The sequence below is a fragment of the Paenibacillus sp. OAS669 genome, from assembly GCF_014873645.1.
GTDB lineage: Bacteria > Bacillota > Bacilli > Paenibacillales > NBRC-103111 > Paenibacillus_S > Paenibacillus_S vulneris.
On the sequence record NZ_JADBDR010000003.1, the window covers coordinates 480640 to 497293 of the forward strand.

15 protein-coding genes and 3 pseudogenes are annotated in these 16654 nt (G+C 43.1%); 13 read left to right on the top strand and 5 right to left on the bottom strand.

Features of this window, described 5'->3' with window-relative positions; translation table 11 throughout:
* Positions 1–76: 76 nt before the first annotated feature.
* From GGC63_RS35335 to GGC63_RS10020, 3 genes and pseudogenes are all read left to right on the top strand, one after another.
* Positions 77–490 (top strand): annotated as a pseudogene (locus GGC63_RS35335) (GNAT family N-acetyltransferase); the annotation flags it as partial.
* Positions 435–1008, top strand: a pseudogene (locus GGC63_RS10015) (chloramphenicol phosphotransferase CPT family protein). The pseudogenes GGC63_RS35335 and GGC63_RS10015, both read left to right, overlap by 56 nt.
* 212 nt (positions 1009–1220) lie before the next feature.
* On the top strand, positions 1221–1433 hold the full coding sequence (locus tag GGC63_RS10020) for a bacteriocin immunity protein (protein ID WP_192702165.1): 213 nt from the start codon (positions 1221–1223) through the stop codon (positions 1431–1433).
* Positions 1434–1587: 154 nt separating this feature from the next.
* Here GGC63_RS10020 and GGC63_RS10030 read toward each other — a convergent pair.
* Positions 1588–2537: pseudogene (locus GGC63_RS10030) on the bottom strand (IS110 family transposase); the annotation flags it as partial.
* Between the two features lie 12 nt (positions 2538–2549).
* Here GGC63_RS10030 and GGC63_RS10035 point away from each other — a divergent pair.
* The 3 genes from GGC63_RS10035 (at position 2550) to GGC63_RS10045 (ending at position 4896) form a co-directional block, all read left to right on the top strand.
* Positions 2550–2888, top strand: coding sequence for a hypothetical protein (locus tag GGC63_RS10035; RefSeq protein WP_192702167.1), 339 nt, complete (start codon positions 2550–2552; stop codon positions 2886–2888).
* A 582-nt stretch (positions 2889–3470) separates the two neighbouring features.
* Positions 3471–4058: a sigma-70 family RNA polymerase sigma factor gene (locus GGC63_RS10040; protein WP_318781017.1), complete on the top strand. Its 588-nt coding sequence runs from the start codon at positions 3471–3473 to the stop codon at positions 4056–4058.
* A complete protein-coding gene (locus GGC63_RS10045; protein ID WP_192702168.1) occupies positions 4051–4896 on the top strand; it encodes a hypothetical protein in 846 nt (281 codons plus the stop codon). The genes GGC63_RS10040 and GGC63_RS10045 overlap by 8 nt, the downstream gene beginning before the upstream one ends.
* 844 nt (positions 4897–5740) lie before the next feature.
* Here GGC63_RS10045 and GGC63_RS10050 read toward each other — a convergent pair.
* Positions 5741–6082 carry a winged helix-turn-helix transcriptional regulator gene (locus GGC63_RS10050; protein ID WP_192702169.1) on the bottom strand — a complete coding sequence of 114 codons (342 nt, stop codon included), beginning with the start codon at positions 6080–6082 and terminating at the stop codon, positions 5741–5743.
* 152 nt (positions 6083–6234) lie between these two features.
* Here GGC63_RS10050 and GGC63_RS10055 point away from each other — a divergent pair, with 152 nt between their 5' ends.
* From GGC63_RS10055 to GGC63_RS10080, 6 genes are all read left to right on the top strand, one after another.
* Complete coding sequence (locus GGC63_RS10055; RefSeq protein ID WP_318781018.1) at positions 6235–7677, top strand: MFS transporter; 1443 nt, start codon at positions 6235–6237, stop codon at positions 7675–7677.
* A 35-nt stretch (positions 7678–7712) separates the two neighbouring features.
* Entirely contained in the window at positions 7713–8648 is a 936-nt protein-coding gene (locus GGC63_RS10060; protein WP_192702170.1) for an NAD(P)-dependent oxidoreductase, read from the top strand.
* Between the two features lie 439 nt (positions 8649–9087).
* A complete protein-coding gene (locus GGC63_RS10065; protein ID WP_192702171.1) occupies positions 9088–9696 on the top strand; it encodes a rhomboid family intramembrane serine protease in 609 nt (202 codons plus the stop codon).
* 198 nt (positions 9697–9894) lie between these two features.
* Entirely contained in the window at positions 9895–10134 is a 240-nt protein-coding gene (locus GGC63_RS10070) for a hypothetical protein (RefSeq protein WP_192702172.1), read from the top strand.
* A 72-nt stretch (positions 10135–10206) separates the two neighbouring features.
* Positions 10207–11082: an isochorismatase family protein gene (locus GGC63_RS10075; RefSeq protein ID WP_192702173.1), complete on the top strand. Its 876-nt coding sequence runs from the start codon at positions 10207–10209 to the stop codon at positions 11080–11082.
* Between the two features lie 645 nt (positions 11083–11727).
* Positions 11728–12183 (top strand): DinB family protein, encoded by a 456-nt coding sequence (locus tag GGC63_RS10080; RefSeq protein WP_079912831.1) that lies wholly within the window; start codon positions 11728–11730, stop codon positions 12181–12183.
* Positions 12184–12366: 183 nt separating this feature from the next.
* Here the strand turns inward: GGC63_RS10080 and GGC63_RS10085 are convergent, their stop codons facing one another.
* The 3 genes from GGC63_RS10085 to GGC63_RS10095 form a co-directional block, all read right to left on the bottom strand.
* Positions 12367–12663: a hypothetical protein gene (locus tag GGC63_RS10085; protein WP_144027975.1), complete on the bottom strand. Its 297-nt coding sequence runs from the start codon at positions 12661–12663 to the stop codon at positions 12367–12369.
* A gap of 165 nt (positions 12664–12828) precedes the next feature.
* Positions 12829–13848, bottom strand: coding sequence for a phosphotransferase (locus GGC63_RS10090; protein ID WP_192702174.1), 1020 nt, complete (start codon positions 13846–13848; stop codon positions 12829–12831).
* The gene (locus GGC63_RS10095) at positions 13849–15024 is read right to left on the bottom strand and encodes a glycosyltransferase family 4 protein (protein ID WP_192702175.1); all 1176 of its coding nucleotides are present in this window, start codon (positions 15022–15024) and stop codon (positions 13849–13851) included.
* Between the two features lie 173 nt (positions 15025–15197).
* Here GGC63_RS10095 and GGC63_RS10100 point away from each other — a divergent pair, with 173 nt between their 5' ends.
* The gene (locus GGC63_RS10100) at positions 15198–16547 is read left to right on the top strand and encodes a serine hydrolase domain-containing protein (protein ID WP_192702176.1); all 1350 of its coding nucleotides are present in this window, start codon (positions 15198–15200) and stop codon (positions 16545–16547) included.
* The last annotated feature ends 107 nt before the right edge of the window (positions 16548–16654 follow it).

Genomic DNA, 16654 nt, shown 5'->3' on the forward strand with positions numbered 1-16654 from the left:
TGTTATCTCTATACAGTGGAAACATAATCATTACCATAAACAATGAAGGTGCTAGCAGTATGAAACACATTTCAACCCGCTTGCCATATATCTGGAAAATACTATGGTAGGCTTTGCGATTTATATCGTAATCGATAACGGCATTGGCGAAATTGATGCAATTATGATTGACCAACACTATCAGGGCAGAGGGTATGGAAGAAGTGCCGTGATTGACTTGATAAACTTGCTTAAAGATGAATATCAATGTAAAGAGGTAAGACTTAGCCACAGAAAAAAGAATGACATTGCATCCAAACTCTATGAATCATTAGGGTTTGAAATTATTTGCAGGATAGTTCAATTGTTTCTCGAATATTTTCAGAGTTGGATAATTTTATTGACTTTGTTAATATCTGAAAGATACATAAATCTATCATGTGAGGGTGATTCGTTTGAAGCAAGGAATCATTGTGTTGATGAACGGAACTTCAAGTTCAGGAAAGACTAGTATTTCTATTGAACTGATGAATCAGAAAGAGATTCTTTTCCATCATTTATCAGTAGATGATTTTATCAAGGATTTTTTTAAATATTGAACCTAAAAGAGAAGTAGATGACCAAGTTGTCGCACAAATTACTTTTGATCCCTTAATCTCACTGTACTATTCGAAAATTAAATTGTTTTCAGAAATGGGTTTGAATGTAATAGTTGATACTGTAATTGAAAATGACAAGTGGTTTAATGAGTGTCTTGATGTATTTTCTGATCAGCCTACATTATTTGTAGGTGTAATATGCTCGAAAGAAGAACTCATAAGAAGAGAGCAAACAAGAGGAGATAGAAATATTGGTCTAGCAGCTTCCCAGTTCAGCAAAGTATATTGCATTGATGAATATGACCTCGAAGTAAATACTGAAGAGTTGAATCCAATAGAATGCGCCGAAAAGATATTAAGTTTTATTAAGTCCAATAAGGAATACTCGGTATTTAAGAAATTAAGTAAAAGAAATGCTAGTGTTTCCTAGATGGCGTATCCATCAGATAACACCATATTCAAACATTGGGGCTATCGCTCCTCGGTCTGCCCGAGGGATTTCGGAATTAAGCTAGCGGGTACGCTAGCTTAAAAAAAGACACAGCTGCCAACATGGATCGGCAGCCGCGTTACGCTAGCGAGCCGTATAGCGCAGTGACTACGTATAATTAATTAATCATCATTAAAGGATTGGTGACCGTAATGAAGGCGCTATGTAAAGAGGAATTGATCGAGTTGGTAAGAAAAATTATGAAAGTTGAAGGTAATGAAGAAGAAATCGATAGTATGATTGAACTTCTCAAGTATAGCGTCCCACATCCTGAAGTTAGTGATTTAATTTACTGGAATGAACATGAACTGACAGCAGAGCAAGTCGTTGAACAAGCACTAAGTTATAAACCCATTCAACTATAAACATTGAGCATGGCGTTGAACTAAAACCAGCTAATAGTTTAACATTTTTCTCTTAAATTCGTAATGAGTAAGGTCTATACTGTTAAATGGTCATACCTAATAACCTTCCTTATAGCTGCTGGAAGGTTTTTCATCTGTATGAGAAGTGTGGGTTTTAAGCTAAATCAAGGAACGGTTCTTTCTTTGTTAATAGGGCGTAAATCCAGTGAAGGAGCTTGTTTATACAAGCTACAATGGCAACTCGGTACGGTTTTCCTTCTTCACGCTTCTTATCATAATATTCTCGAAGCTTTTTATTTCGGGAATTCCTCAGCCCGCATAAAACCGCCGGATACAGGCTATGCTTCAGTTGCTTAGAGCCGCGCTTAGTGATCCCGTTAGTTGTTGCTGTAAACTTCCCAGATGAAATACACTCGGATCAACACCTGTAAAAGCGACTAACTTCTTGGCGTGATTAAACCGGTTGATTTCCCCGATTTCGGACAAAACCATTACTGCGATTTTGCTGCCGATTCCGGGAATCGACTGGATAATCATAAATTCTTCAACTTCATTAGCAAGAGCATCGATCTTATTTTCAAGCTGGGATAGGTGCTCTTGATATTGAAGGAGTAGGGTGATGTATAACTCAATGCTAACGAGATGGCTACTGTAGACCGTCTCCTGAAAAGGGTTATTCGCGGCTGCGATTAGAATAGCTTTAGCCTTTTCATTGGCCCAGTTCTCGGAACGTTTAGGGCAGAGGCATGCGATTCTGTCTGTAAGTTTCGTTAATCCAGCTTTAAGTGCAGTTTTGGACGTTGGAAATTCCCTTAAGACCGACAAGGAGACCACGAAGTAAAGATCCCCAAAGATCCCTTTATAATCGGGGAAGACCTGGTCTAAAACCGACTGGAAATGAAGCTTAGCCTGGATATACATATGAGTAATGGATTCGTGCTGCCGAGTCAGGTGACGAAGGTTGAGCAGACCAATACCTCTTTGTTTATGCTTCTCAAATTCCTCTTTGTAATAGAGTTCGCATAGCTGGTAGGCATCTACAGCATCTGTTTTCACCTTGCGGAGACTGGACTTCTTCGCTTGGTAAGATACGCGAGCAGAAACGGAGAACGATTAATGGACATTTGCTTTTATGATAATAAAGAGCTTGCAGCAAACGAAAAAGGTATTATTTCAATTGACAGAATGTACTGCTTAAATTTCAATGAATTTATTGAAGCCACATGGGAACAACTTCAGCAAGTTTACTTGGTCTTGCCACAATGTCTTGTTAAGCCGCATCAATGTCCTATGTGGTTTGGTGAGGAAGGAATATCACCTAACTACCTATACGCTTCAGTTGAACCCTCAGGATTGCAAATCGTCGGAGAATTACCAATCGAACAATGGGAGCTATGGGAGAAGGCATTTCATACACAACTTTCGAGGTTCTCATTCCCTTCATTTGAATGTTAACTTGCTAAGGTAATAGGAGACGGTTGTGTTCATCTAGACATGACGACAGTCGGTCAGAACTATTAACTGCAGAATACTTTATTCAGAATCGATCATCTACCGTCGCTAGAGGAAGTCCGCAAACAAAGGTTGAAAATTGACCGGGTTACCGTCTTTGCAGAAATGATGGTGCAAAAGGCCAACTTACCATAAACGAGAACGACCGTCCTTATGAGTTTGATGGTAGAATCTATATTAAGTATATATGAAAAAGGGGTATTAAAGCCGGATGATAGAGAATCGGACCAGTCGAAGGCAACACCACCTACATGGGCAGCCTTCAACAACTGGTGAGTGCCCTGAGGGCCGACTTAACCAGCGGTATGTGGATCAAATCTTGAATCCGTGAAAAACAATTAACGCCGTTATAGTGGATGCGGGTTTCCAGCGATTGCTGGTGCCCGCATATTTTTTCATGCTCTATAATAGTGACTTGAAGAAAAAAACGACCGCTGCTTGTTAAGGGATTTCATTAAGCGGCGTATTAACATACGTAACCGGCTTGCTTGGATGTAAATAAAAGCAAAGGAAGGAGGAAAGCGAGTGGAGAGCGTCCGAGTAAACAAGGACATACTCAGGGGGCGAATGGACAAGCTCCGTGCTGCCGGAGAGGTCCTGTCAACCGAACAATTTTCCCGGATTTATGAACAGTACTTTAACCGCGTGTACAAGTATATTTACTACCGGATTCAGAATCAGCATGAGACGGAGGATGTTTGCAGCCAAGTGTTTGAACGGGTTATTGTCAATTACGGCAGCTTCTCGGAGGAAAAAGCCGTATTCGAGGTGTGGTTGTTCGCCATAGTACGGAATGCCGTCACCGATTACTTTCGCGCCCGGAAAAAGAGATTTCATTTCTCCTTGGACTCGATTACCGAGCTGATCTGGCCGAAGCCTTCTCCCGAGGAGCTAGCCATCCAGGTTGACGACCATCAGGCGCTGTTTCAAGCGCTTGCCAAGTTGCGCGACAAGGAACGCAACATCATCGCCATGAAGTTTGCCGCCGGTCTCAAAAACTCGGAGATTGCGGGACTCATGGGAGTAAGTGAATCCCAGATCGGTGTCATTGTCTACAGGAGCTTGAAGAAGCTGCATAAATTTTTAGGGACAGGGGGGTTGATGGATGAATAATAAACAAGACCTCAAAGCATTCGAGGATGTGATCGATTTGCTTGAAAATACAAAGCTTGATAATCCATTGGCGAAAGAGCGGATTCACAGGTGCCTGGTACATAAGATCGAGACGCAAACCATTTCACCGAAAAATACGATGAGGGACGGGATAACAACGATGAATAGAACATGGAAAACGGCTACTGTGGCTGTACTTGGTGTAGTGCTGATTGGCGGAGTGCTGTCTACAACCTCCTATGCCCAAGGTATGATGCAATCGATCTTGGCGAAGTTTCAAGTAGGCAATATGGACATCATTCAAGTCGATAAGGAGCTTCCGGCGTCTGCCAAAAATGCCTCCGCCCAGAAGCAAGGTTCCGAAACCGATAGAGTGGAGCTGCCGCCGCTGCCGACGATGACCGTGGACGAAGCCCGTACCGCCGTGGGAATGAACTTCCCGGCTCCATCCTGGATGGCTGACTTCAAGTATGTCAACACCGTCATTCACGGTAAGACGATGGTAGAGGTGCAATACGCGCAAGGCGAAAAATCCGTGAATTTCTTGATTTCGCAAGGCGGCAAGAACGGAATTGAAACGACCGGCGAAGTGAAAACGGAAATGATCGATGGGACCCAGCTGTATTTTGCAAATGGAATTGTTATCTGGGAGGACAAGGGATTTACGGTGGAGATGTATGCGATGGATGATTTCGATGCGGATACGCTGAAGAAAATCGTCAAGAGCTTCGGCGTTGGCAAGCCGTTGACGCAAGAGCAAATTAATAAGTCACAGTCCAATGTAGACAACTTGATTCAAACGCAGCGAGCGGCTCCGGCTCCTGCGGCTCGTCAATAAAAATGGACTCAAGACGTGCAGCATTTGTTATCTTCCAACTGTTTATGCGTGAATACGTTGATAAGAATGTTGCAAGGTTTACAATTTAGCCGGGAGGCACAAAAAACATCATTCAAAAAATGAATGATGTTTTTTGTTTTTAATAAATGCCCGTTTCGCGCAACGCGGGCGCGGGGGGAAGTGCTATCAAGTTCTTGTCATTTATGTACTTTAAAAGCTTACCACTCTTTAGCTGATTGAGACATGGGCATTGCTCAAACGCTCGCGTAAGGCATGTGCGCGAGTTCCGTCTGGTAGTCGCAGAGCAACATGGGGGACGAAGCTCTGTGGGTGTGTGTCTGAAGCACTGAGCGTCGTTTTTTCGATCGGGCGTTCGAAGAAATTGAAGCCCCTACGTTGTCGTCGTTTGGTTTGACGAAAATGAGACAATGCCTGCGGCGTCCCTGTTGGGACGGGGCGTTACGCTAAGCGAAAATTAGATCAAAGAAGCCGGAAATTCCGTACGCTAAGGAATCCGGTTTATGTGCTATGTAATATGGGAAATCAACTTTTAGGGTAATGCCAGCGAAGCTGTTACCAAGTGCCAACCCTCTTATTCGTAAATTACTAGAAATACCGGTGGTATAATTCCCTGCGCCGCTCTCCACGTAGCTGGGCATATATTTGGGTGGTTGATGTTTTTTCTTATAAAAAGCCGACACTAATCCTATCTCGAAATCCAAGAAAATAGATTTTTGTTGATAGGATTAGTAGATCACCGGCTTTTGGTCACCCTTTCTTTACTGGTGGAGTAACTATACGACACTCCCTATATGGAATCAATATCCATGTATCTCTTGCCCTTTTAATTGCTTTCGGGATAACGCTCCTGGATGTATTTTTCCCCCCAGTCGCACATATGATCAATGATTGTTTTCAGTGTCTCTCCTAGTTTGCTCAATTCATAGATAACCTTTGGCGGTATTTGGTTGTAAATTGTCTTATCGATAACCCCGTCCTCATGCAACTCTTTGAGTTGTTGCGTTAACATTTTTTGCGTAATGTCGGGTATTAGCCTTTTAAGTTCACTCGTTCTTTTCGGTCCATAGGTTAAATGGCATAAAATCAGCGTTTTCCACTTCCCGCTGATGACGTCTATCGTGGCCTCTATAGGGATATTATAAGTTGGTTTTTGGCGAGGCTCCATGTAACATTTCCTCCTGTCAACATAGGTACTTTTTAGTACCCATGCTACTTGTTTCTCTCTATATCACAAAAAAGTGCGTACTTCCTTCTTTTGATTATAGGATATATTATCTTTTTGTACCAGCGCCAACTACAAAACAAGGAGGGAAACAAGTGAGTGCAATAAATGAATCCATGACGCCAAAAAGTTCGAACAACAAAATCGCTTGGGGATTGTTGTTCGTGCTCTGCGGGGCGATATTCCTTGAAGGAATCGACGTATCGATGATGGGCGTAGCCTTGCCATCGATACGCGCTGAACTGAGCATGTCGGTTAGCGAGCTCAGTTGGGTCATGAGTGCTTATGTTCTCGGCTATGGAGGCTTAATGCTGCTCGGAGGCCGGGCAGCGGACTTGCTGGGTAGACGGCGAATGTTTTTGACCTGGCTTGCCATATTCCTTGTTTTTTCCGGCCTTGGCGGGCTTGCAACCGCAGGGTGGATCCTGATTGTCGCCCGGTTCGTTACGGGAGTAGCCGCTGCATTCATGACGCCTGCCGGTCTCTCGATCATCACGACAAGCTTTCCGGAAGGTCCACATCGCAACAAGGCGCTTTTGGCTTACGCGGGAACCGCGGCGGCTGGATTCTCACTGGGTCTTGTCTGCGGCGGTTTGTTGACCGAGCTCAATTGGCGATGGGTGTTCTTTGCGCCGGTCATTTTAGCTTTTGTAATTCTTCTTGCAGCCATCCGTCTCATCCCGCGCTTGGGCCGCCCGGAACGCTCGTCTCAAGGCTTCGATATCAGCGGAGCGCTCACTGTAACGAGCGCGATGCTTCTGCTCGTCTTTACGGTAGTTCAAGCACCAGATACGACATGGGGCTGGACAATTGGCACACTTGTCGGTGGTCTCACCTTCTTGGCCATCTTCGCCGTCATCGAGCGTCGATCGGCGTCACCATTAATGCGCCTTGGCATTCTGCGTTCGAGCTCCCTCGTGCGAGCAAATCTGGGCGCGATGTTGTTCGCCGGTTCGTTCTTCGGATTCCAGTTCGTCGCCGTCCTGTATCTTCAGGAGCTTCGCGGCTGGTCCTCGTTTGAGACCGGACTCGCCCTTCTTGCCATCGGCGTCGACTCCGTGCTCGCGCCGACCCTCACGCCGCGTCTCGTCAACCGCTTCGGCAATGTTAGGGTCATATTCGGCGGGTTTTGTCTTGCCGCAGTTTCCTATGCTCTTTTCATGCGGGTTGACCTCGACTGGACCTATGCGGCAATGTTTCCTACGATGATTCTTCTCGGCACCGCATTCGCTCTGACCTATGGCCCTCTTACCATCGCAGCTACCGATGGCATCGTAGAAGAAGAACAAGGGCTCGCCAGCGGACTGCTAAGCTCATCGTTCCAATTTGGCTCGGCACTCGGACTGTCGGCAGTGACTTCTGTCAACGTCGCCGCTTCTGCAGAACAATCGCCTCTAGCCATGCTGGATGGGTTCCGAACCGCACTTATCGTGCCCGTTACCGCCGTCGTTCTCGGCGCGATCATTATTACATTCGGTCTTAGGGAGCCCTCCACGTTCCCTCACGGGAATCAGACAGATCAAGCCGATGCCCTGTAAAATCATCATAACTATACTTGAAAGGGGCTTTTCACATGAGCCAAATTAACCCAAATACGCAATTGCTTTCGAAAGAGAACGAATCAATTAATCGCCAGCCAGTGACAGTCATTGGCCTGGGTATGTTAGGTTCGGTCATGGCTAAAGCGTTCCTGAATCATGGACACCCGACGACCGTATGGAATCGCTCGGCTAACAAAACAGATGTTCTTGTCGCCAGAGGAGCTGTCCAGGCAGCCTCAATATCCCAAGCGATTTCAGCTAATCCGCTTGTGATTGTATGTGTATCCGACTACGAGGGTGTACGCGAGATTCTCGATGCAGGAGGTGATGCTCTTTCGGGCCGCGTCGTCGTCAACATCAGCTCTGGTACGCCGGAATTGGCACGCCAGATGTCCGAATGGGTAACAAGTCGTGGCGCCGATTACCTTGACGGCGCTGCAATGAGCGGCACTCGTCTGGTCGGTCAGCCTGAAGCAGTCTTCCTCTACAGCGGATCGCCCGCTTCCTTCGAGAGCCATCGATCTACGTTGGCGAGTCTCGGCGGTGCCACGCATCTTGGAACAGACCCTGGTCTTGCCTCACTCTATGATACGGCTCTATTCAGCCTCATATGGGGAACTCTGAGCGGTTTCTATCACGCTGTTGCCCTTGTCGGCACAGAGAAAGTCGATGCATCGGCTTTCTCTTCTGTAGCGACGGAATACTTGCCTTTTGTGAGCGGGCTGATGACGAATCACGCCGGTCAGATCGAAAAAGGGCATTACCCGGGAGAAGACGGCACGGTCGAAATTCACTTGGCTGCGATGGAACACCTCCTGCATACCAGCCAAGCCAATGGGATCAGAACAAATATACCTCAGTTCTTCAAGACGCTTCTGGAGGGGGCCCTCACGGCAGGACACGGCGAGAACGGAGTGGCTAGCGTGATTGAAATGATTAAACATTCGGCATCGAAAAGTGCGCAATAACAATCCATTCAGAAAACGATAAAAATAGGCTGAGTTCAAGATAGTAGTTACTTAGGAAGCTATTTTCTGAATTTCGTCCATTTTTGATATAATTGGGATGTAAATAATCGTGATAGGCTAGCCAGCCATGCGAAACCATTATGGTTTCACTCTGGCGGCCTATTGCCGGTTGTGTGGGACATTATACGTTTCTTTTCTTTCTGATACGTGGGGAGACTCAGCAGTCATAAGGAATGTTAATCAAGATATTGTTATGCTTAAAAAATGGTTGGAACTAAACCCAATATTCTAACGGGATACGAGAGTTCATTACTACTTAGTGCCAGGCTGCCGACACCAACGGGAGCCTTTCCTTACCTATCGGGCACGATTAGAGAATAGGGGTAATATTGAGAAGCTAGAACATTAATCTTTCCGCAAGTCTTCGAGGTGAGATATTGTGAAAAATTATTTTCCAAAAATGGCGATATTGCTGATAAGCATATTTTTGATCGTATTTGTGGTAGATTCTTTCGTCCTCAACGGACTCTTACATCAATGGGGGACATTAAATAAAGAGAAGTTGTTTTTGGATTATCAATGGTGGAGGGTTGTAACTTCTTCATTTTTCCACACGGGAGTCGTACATATTTTGGCTAATAGTCTAGCGCTGTATTGCTCAGGAGTACTTATAGAATCAAAAATCAGGAGCAGTTGGTTTTTGTTGGTCTTTTTGATAAGTAACATTTTAGAACAAATTATTTTTTCCTTTGTTTTTTCGCCTACCTCATCTGTTGGGAGTTCCGCCGGAATATTTGGTTTAATGGGTATAATAGTATTATTCTGTTTGAGAAATAGAGAATTTTTTGTAAAGCATATTAAGAGTCGAGAAATGGAGTATTTGATAGGATATTGTATTCTCGGAAATGTTATAGGTCTAGGTGGTTTTCATTTTGATAGGTTATTTGTACATGCGGTTGGCTTTACTATTGGGATTGTACTAGGTATTGTGTCAAAACCGTTTTTGAACTTAATGCCCAATGATAAGACATCAAACAATATGCGGTAATACGAACAGTGACATTATAAGCTCATTTTGGGGGATTTTTCGGATGTCATCAACTGCGACGCAGCTGCTAACGGGCAGGTTATTGCAACCATACTCATTGGACATATTACATAAAAAGGAAATTGAGTTATTATCACGAATATCACTGGAATTGTTTTGTGTTCCAAAACCAAGTTTTTTTCGTGAAAGGAGTTAATTATGGATGGCCTCGTAGGATTCTTAATTTTAGGTGCGTTGTTTGGAATATTTGTTGCTATTCAAAAACTTAACTCAAATATCATAACTCAAATTGACCAAAACGAAAGGATTATTGAATTATTGAAAGAAAAATGCAAGAACCATTCTGCTGACGGTAACGATAGTTCAATCAGACATGACGGCAGCCAGCTAAAATTGGTTGCCGTTTTCGTTGAAGTAACAGACAGTTTAACACAATGATCCGACTATACAAAATGAAGATAAATTGGGTTACAAGTTTAGATCAGGATAGAAGGGAATGATTAGGGAAGTATGAAGTTCACCATTAACTTAGAATACACCCCAATGTCACCAGTTCCTAATTTACCGTTCACAGAATCAAGCTTTAAACGTATGGCATCACAATACACGTTGGATACGGAAGAAATCGGAATTGCCCTCGTTGATATTTGGAACTTCGGTTGGGAGAATGGAGCCATCGTACCAGAATTGGGTTTTGAATTGAGTACAGAACGCGGGGTTTCGCATGCAATACGAAAACGGCAAATAATTGAAGAAGTCATTGCACCTGCGGTTAACGAATTAAGGCAAATGGGGGTTCAAATATTTCATTGTAATCATCCGTTTTTTTTAGAAAAGTACCCTCAATGGATTGATTCTACTACAATTGCTGAAAGAGAACGGCTTAGAAGATCCATGCAAGAAACTAGTTCTGAGCAGTTAACTACGGGGGAAATAGAGATATTTCCGCCAAAAGAATGGGTTCAGCATTGGCAATCCCAGCATTCGAATGAAATCAATAATTGGGAATGGTTGAAACAAAATGACAGTGTCTACGAGTTCATAGATATTGCAGAACCCGCCAAGCCGCAAGAGGATGATTTACTTGTTTATGACCATGCCCAATTTCATAGGCTTCTATCAGAAAGACGAATCAAAGTTCTATTTTATATGGGATTCGAAACTGATATATGTGTTCAATATAGCGATTATGGTATGAAAAACATGAGTAGTTATGGTTTTATGTGTAATATTGTTCGCGATGCGACATCAACTTTCGAAACTGCCGAGACATTAGACGGATTGTGGAAAACCAAAGTACATATTGCTTATATAGAAAATAAATATGGGTATTCAACTACATCAAGTGCCTTGATCGAATCAATAAAGAAAGCAATAAACCAGTGAGGGACGTGTACAATACTAATAACTAGGGAGCAGATCGCACGCGACAACACGTTGAAAAAGACGCAACCACTCATTTTACTAAAAGGGGCATCAGTTTAGTGAAGAAAAGATGGTGCTGGATATCTCTTGGTTCACAGAAATTACGTTTGCAGAGTTCAGCCTGAATTTGGTGAAGTGGTATTCAGAAATCGTTGAGTCGGGATTGAACTAACGGAGAACGATAACGTAGCGATGAAACCGAGATCAATCGCCTGTTTTGTTTAACGAGGATTTTCTTAACTACGAGGCAGAATAACAACGTAACTTCTAGTGAGTGAAAACGTATAGATGTTGGTGAGAACATTAATCGGATGTGATGTTATGAAGTATCTTAAAGAGAACTTCAGTGACATATTAATTGGAGGATTTGGGTTATACGCTCTATTTAAAGGGATAATGGGGCTGATAAACGGAAGAATTACACTAAGCCAACGAGGTGGAGGACAATCAACAATTCTATATCCAGAATCGATTGAAATTTCATTTTATTTTCTTGTACCAAGCATTTTTACATCTAAGGTTACGGAACGATAGCTTAATTAGTCATTCAAATAATTAAACTAACGGATAACAAGTTATTGATGAGACGAAGAGGGGGAAACCGAAATGAAGACGATCAAGTGCATGATGGACCACCTATACTGGGCAGACGGACGCATTTTGGATGCACTCGAGCAGAGCGAGACGAAGAACAAGGACCTTCTGAAGCTGGTTCGGCACGTCGCGGTCGCGGAACGAGTCTGGCTGTCCCGATTGCAGGGCAAGGCCAGCGCGCAATATTCGTTGTGGGAGGAAGCGGAAGACCTGTCGGCAATCCGGACGATGTTCGAAGAAAACGCCGAGCAATATCGTATCTATATCGAAGAACTCGAGGAATCCGGGTTGGACGAGATGGTCGACTATGCGAACCAGAGCGGGGTTCCATTCCGAACGTCCGTCCGGGACATCCTGTTGCAGGTCCTCTTACATGGGCAATATCACCGGGGACAGATCAACCGGGCACTTCGAATCGAATCGGCAGAGCCTGCCCAAGTCGATTACATCACGTTCGCGAGGCTCTGACAGGGCGTAATAATCACCATTACTCGGAATGGGATTGGCATTGAACTAACAAGGAACGATGACTCAACAGCAGGCAGCCGCAATACGGCGGGAATATGGATCTGACAAAATGGCGATCACTCTACGGTTTGGAACCGGGAGCGATCGCCATACTAATACAGTAAGGATTCAATGTAACGCGTACTAAATGGGATTGTTGTCCTTCATGAACGATTTGGCCAAGCTATCAGCATACCGATCCCTTGTATGAGGATCCTCGTAATCTTCAAGAACATCGATGAGATATTCCTCCCCGGGTCTATATGCTTTGAAAATAAACTTCTCTTTATTTTCTATGCGTACATCATGACCACAGTCCTTAAGACATTGCTCAAAGTCTTGTATTGTAGGTTTCTGATGGTCCTCCAAATAAATAAGCCCTCTTAGCAGCCGTGTTCCTGTCTTACTAATCATTTTAAAATGGACGATATGCTCTTTCATTATTATTTTCCTCCAATAAAAGGTATCATCGTTCCATTGTATAGTAATGAAAATTTGAAGTAAGTGATATTTGATACAGACTGGTTCCTAACCGCTTCGGAACGGACGGCGGATTACGCGACAGCATTGGTGCTGTGTTAGAGCGAGCCTTGTAAGCTGGAACAGTTATCTCGCATATTTGTCCAAATGCCTGATAAAGGAGGTAATTCTCCTTTCGTCCTGAAGAACTTGCAGGAATTCGTTCTCCGAAGTTGTTTTATCTTTTAAACTTCTGTGATTAAATTTCCTGAGCAAAAGGTACATCGTTCGAGGAAAACGCAGCCAGACCTTCAAAAGAGCAAAATCTTCTTTTTTGAGCTTGTTAACCGACTGATATCCATCGAGGATGGAACGAGCGATCGCAAAATTCCATTTATGATCCTTACACGAATTATACAGGACCCTATATAAATCGTAAGCGCGTAAGTCGACTCGGAGGGTTTCAAAATCGATCAGATGAGTTCCCGTACTATTTAATATAAAATTAGTCGGTCCACCATCTCCATGACACAAGGTAGCCCTATTTCGGCTTCCACTGCAAATTGCCTTATACTTAGACTTGAGTAAACTCTGAGATGCTGCTTTAGAATAGCCCAAAATTTCATGTCCATGCTGCTTAAGAAGATTATCCATACGCCTGTGGTACCCGTTTTTATAGGCAGTAGTAACATGCTTTTTCAAGAAAAGGTGTTGTCCCCGAATCATTTTTGGCCAGCTACCCAACATGTTAGAAGAACCGGCTTTCAAAAAATCAGCGCTCCGGCCCGCATTATGAAATTTCGCTAAGGCAATTCCGCATGCGCGCATATCTTTACTTGAACGAGGGTTAGGCCATCTTCCTTGTATCCATGGGGTGAGTATATAATTGGTTCTAGAATGTGTTTTTACGAATAATTGTTTCCCTTCCCGCGTCAGTGGCCTTCGCCAGGCGATTTTAGGAAACCCCTTTTTCCTAATTCTAAGGAGTGCTCTATCCATCCAATGCAGTCGAGTCACCGGGCAGGGCATACGCTTTAAGCAATGCATACTGCCATCGCTCAAGACAACTTTATAAACCCCTTTTTGGACATAGTCTATTCGTTTGGCCTTTACCTTAAACTTGGTAAGCAATGCAGCTGCTTCAGGAGTGTAGTTGTTGCTACCCATTTACTTCCTCCTTTTTAGGCGTACAAATAATTTTTTGTATCGCTCGGCTATATCAGGCCACCGATAGCGCCGCGCCATGAGCTTGGCGTTTCGTATTCTCCACTTTGTTTTCGCTGGGTTTGTCAAGACTTGCTCGATCGATGTTGCGATGGCTTTACTAGTAACGTATGGAATGATTTGTGAGTTTCGATGATTGACAAACTCCTTCAAACCGCCGGCTCGAGTGGAAACAAGAGGGTTACCATAAGCCATCGCCTCAAGTGCTGTAAGACAAAATGATTCCCCCTGAATGCTTGGTACGACGACTATACCGAAGGATGCATATTTATGTTTTATTTTATGTGGAGGAATGAAGCCTAAAAATCTTACTTTCGATGCAAATCCTTTACGTCGTGCGATAGCAGCAAGTCTATTTCGATATTTGCTAGAGCCTTTGCCGATGATCGTTAAACTGAGCTTACTACGCTTACGCGCCAACATACCCGTAGCCTCTACTAAAGAGGTAACCCCTTTGGACGAAATCATTCTTCCGACGTAGAGAAGCTTATGCCAAGGGGCTTGCGATGCTTGGGAGGAAGGCGTTATTCCATGGGGGATTACTATTGTCTTTGATGAAGCTTTTGGATATCTCTTCACAATGTTACCCCGCAGCCATTTACTTGGAGCAATGACCCGATCGGCACCTAGAATAATTTCCCTTAAGATTTTTTCCCATCTCTGTCCTGATTCAACTAAAGAGTGGCAAGTGTACACAATGGGAATCCGATACTTTTTCTTGTAAAACAATGCTTCCCTAGCATATTCCAAACTATGCACATGAATAACATCCGGTTTTCTCCTAATATATTTTGAGGCCGCCCGTCTTAAAGAACCGATTTTGTAAGAACGCTTGCTGCTGTCAAAATAAAGTGCAGTTCGGGGAACACCAATTACGAGCAATCCGTTCTGCCGGGTGTACGTTACTTGCTTGCCAGAACCTTGATTCCACACGATCATCTCCATGTTTTTTCTACCCATCGCTTGTGATAGGTTGGTAGCAACAGTTCCAAGACCACCGATGATTAGTGGACTAAACTCCGTTGTCATCACCCAAATGTAAGGAGAACGGAATCCTCCCATATCAGCAACCATCCTTTCCAACGTTTTGATTCGTTCTTCCTTTTGAACTTCAACCAAAAAATATGTCCACATCTATAAATGCGCGAGCTTGTAAAATGGGCTTTCGCATATATTTAGCTAAAACTGCTTACGCATAATTTATGTAGACAACGAAAAAGTGTTTGGACGATGTTGACAAATAGTGATTAGTACATAGTAGAATCCCAATACCATAAAAAGGAGAGGAACTAGTGGAAAAATACGTACTTGATAGACTCGAGGCATACATCGAAGGACAGGTAAGTGTAGATGGTTTCTGTGGAACTATTCTCATAGCCCAATCAGGTAAATGCCTAATATGTAGAGGATGGGGATTGGCTAATCGAGAACATTTAATACCAAATCGAGTGGAGACAAAATTCCGTATCGGATCTGTTAGTAAACAATTTACAGCCGCAGCAATCTTATTGCTTCAAGAGCAGTGTAAATTATCTATCAATGATCCATTAAATAAGTATATACCCGATTATCCAAATGGGGATAAAATCGAACTCCATCATCTTCTTACACACACTTCAGGAATACCAAACTTCACTAATCTTCCAGAATTTGGATCCAAAGCTCGAATTTATTCCCCTCCCGAATCCACAATAATGCAATTTAAGCAGCATCCATTGGATTTTAATCCTGGGGAGAGATTTTTTTATAGTAATTCAGGGTATGTAGTTTTGGCACGTATTGTGGAGCTTGTTTCTGGACAAAGCTTCGGTGATTTCCTTGATGAGTCCATTTTGCAACCTTTGGGTATGTATAATACTGGTAGTGATCGTAACGAAGCAATACTGCTGCAACGTGCTTCCGGTTATAAAGTGTGGGGGAACTATGTTCATGCAGACTTTATAGATATGTCTATAATGACGGGAGCGGGTGGACTGTATTCAACAGTAAAAGATATGTATTTGTGGGATTGCGCCTTATATACAGATACGTTTCTATCTAGCGAATCACGTGACTTGATGGTAAAACCTCATGTTAGAGTCAATGATTCAACTAGCTATGGATATGGGCTAAACATCTCAAATGAAGGCATTATAAAAAACTCATTGAAAATACAGCAGATTATTGGACATAGCGGTGGGATTGACGGATTTATGACCGAGTATCAAAGATTTGTTGATGAAGATTTGACGTTTATAGTTATGTGTAATGTCCATCCCTCTCAGCCGGCAGTTATTTTAAAGGATCTGGCTCGCATAGTACTTGGGGAGGATGTTTCTATTCCTCATCCACACGAGTTGATTGAAATGGAGCATACTATTCATATTAATTATACCGGCCAGTATACCAGCGATAATAAGAAATTTAGCCCTAAAATTACATTGGATAACGGTAAATTATATATATCGTATGAGCCGTGGTATAAATATGAACTTAGGCTCATAAATAAGCGCGAACATGATGCAATAACTTGTTTTAAAACTGTCGGAGCACCTGGAAAACTGGAGTTTTTGCACGATGAGGGTGGTGCAGTTATAAAAGGGGATTTTTATTTATTTGGAGGAAGGATCCCCATCACTCCTGTTTCATTAGGCAGTTTGTAGTATTGTTATAAAAAAACTTTATCTTTCTTTTAAATAAAAAATTTTAAAATATTCAATTATTAAAGTTATTAGCGAGAAAAGATGTGAAGGAAAAAGGAGGGTAATAA

Bases quoted from the DNA above. Each gene is read 5' to 3' on its own strand.
- GGC63_RS10020 (WP_192702165.1), top strand. From the start codon at position 1,221: ATGAAGGCGCTATGTAAAGAGGAATTGATCGAGTTGGTAAGAAAAATT.
- GGC63_RS10035 (WP_192702167.1), top strand. From the start codon at position 2,550: ATGGACATTTGCTTTTATGATAATAAAGAGCTTGCAGCAAACGAAAAA.
- GGC63_RS10045 (WP_192702168.1), top strand. From the start codon at position 4,051: ATGAATAATAAACAAGACCTCAAAGCATTCGAGGATGTGATCGATTTG.
- GGC63_RS10050 (WP_192702169.1), bottom strand. From the start codon at position 6,082: ATGGAGCCTCGCCAAAAACCAACTTATAATATCCCTATAGAGGCCACG.
- GGC63_RS10060 (WP_192702170.1), top strand. From the start codon at position 7,713: ATGAGCCAAATTAACCCAAATACGCAATTGCTTTCGAAAGAGAACGAA.
- GGC63_RS10070 (WP_192702172.1), top strand. From the start codon at position 9,895: ATGGATGGCCTCGTAGGATTCTTAATTTTAGGTGCGTTGTTTGGAATA.
- GGC63_RS10075 (WP_192702173.1), top strand. From the start codon at position 10,207: ATGAAGTTCACCATTAACTTAGAATACACCCCAATGTCACCAGTTCCT.
- GGC63_RS10080 (WP_079912831.1), top strand. From the start codon at position 11,728: ATGAAGACGATCAAGTGCATGATGGACCACCTATACTGGGCAGACGGA.
- GGC63_RS10085 (WP_144027975.1), bottom strand. From the start codon at position 12,663: ATGAAAGAGCATATCGTCCATTTTAAAATGATTAGTAAGACAGGAACA.
- GGC63_RS10090 (WP_192702174.1), bottom strand. From the start codon at position 13,848: ATGGGTAGCAACAACTACACTCCTGAAGCAGCTGCATTGCTTACCAAG.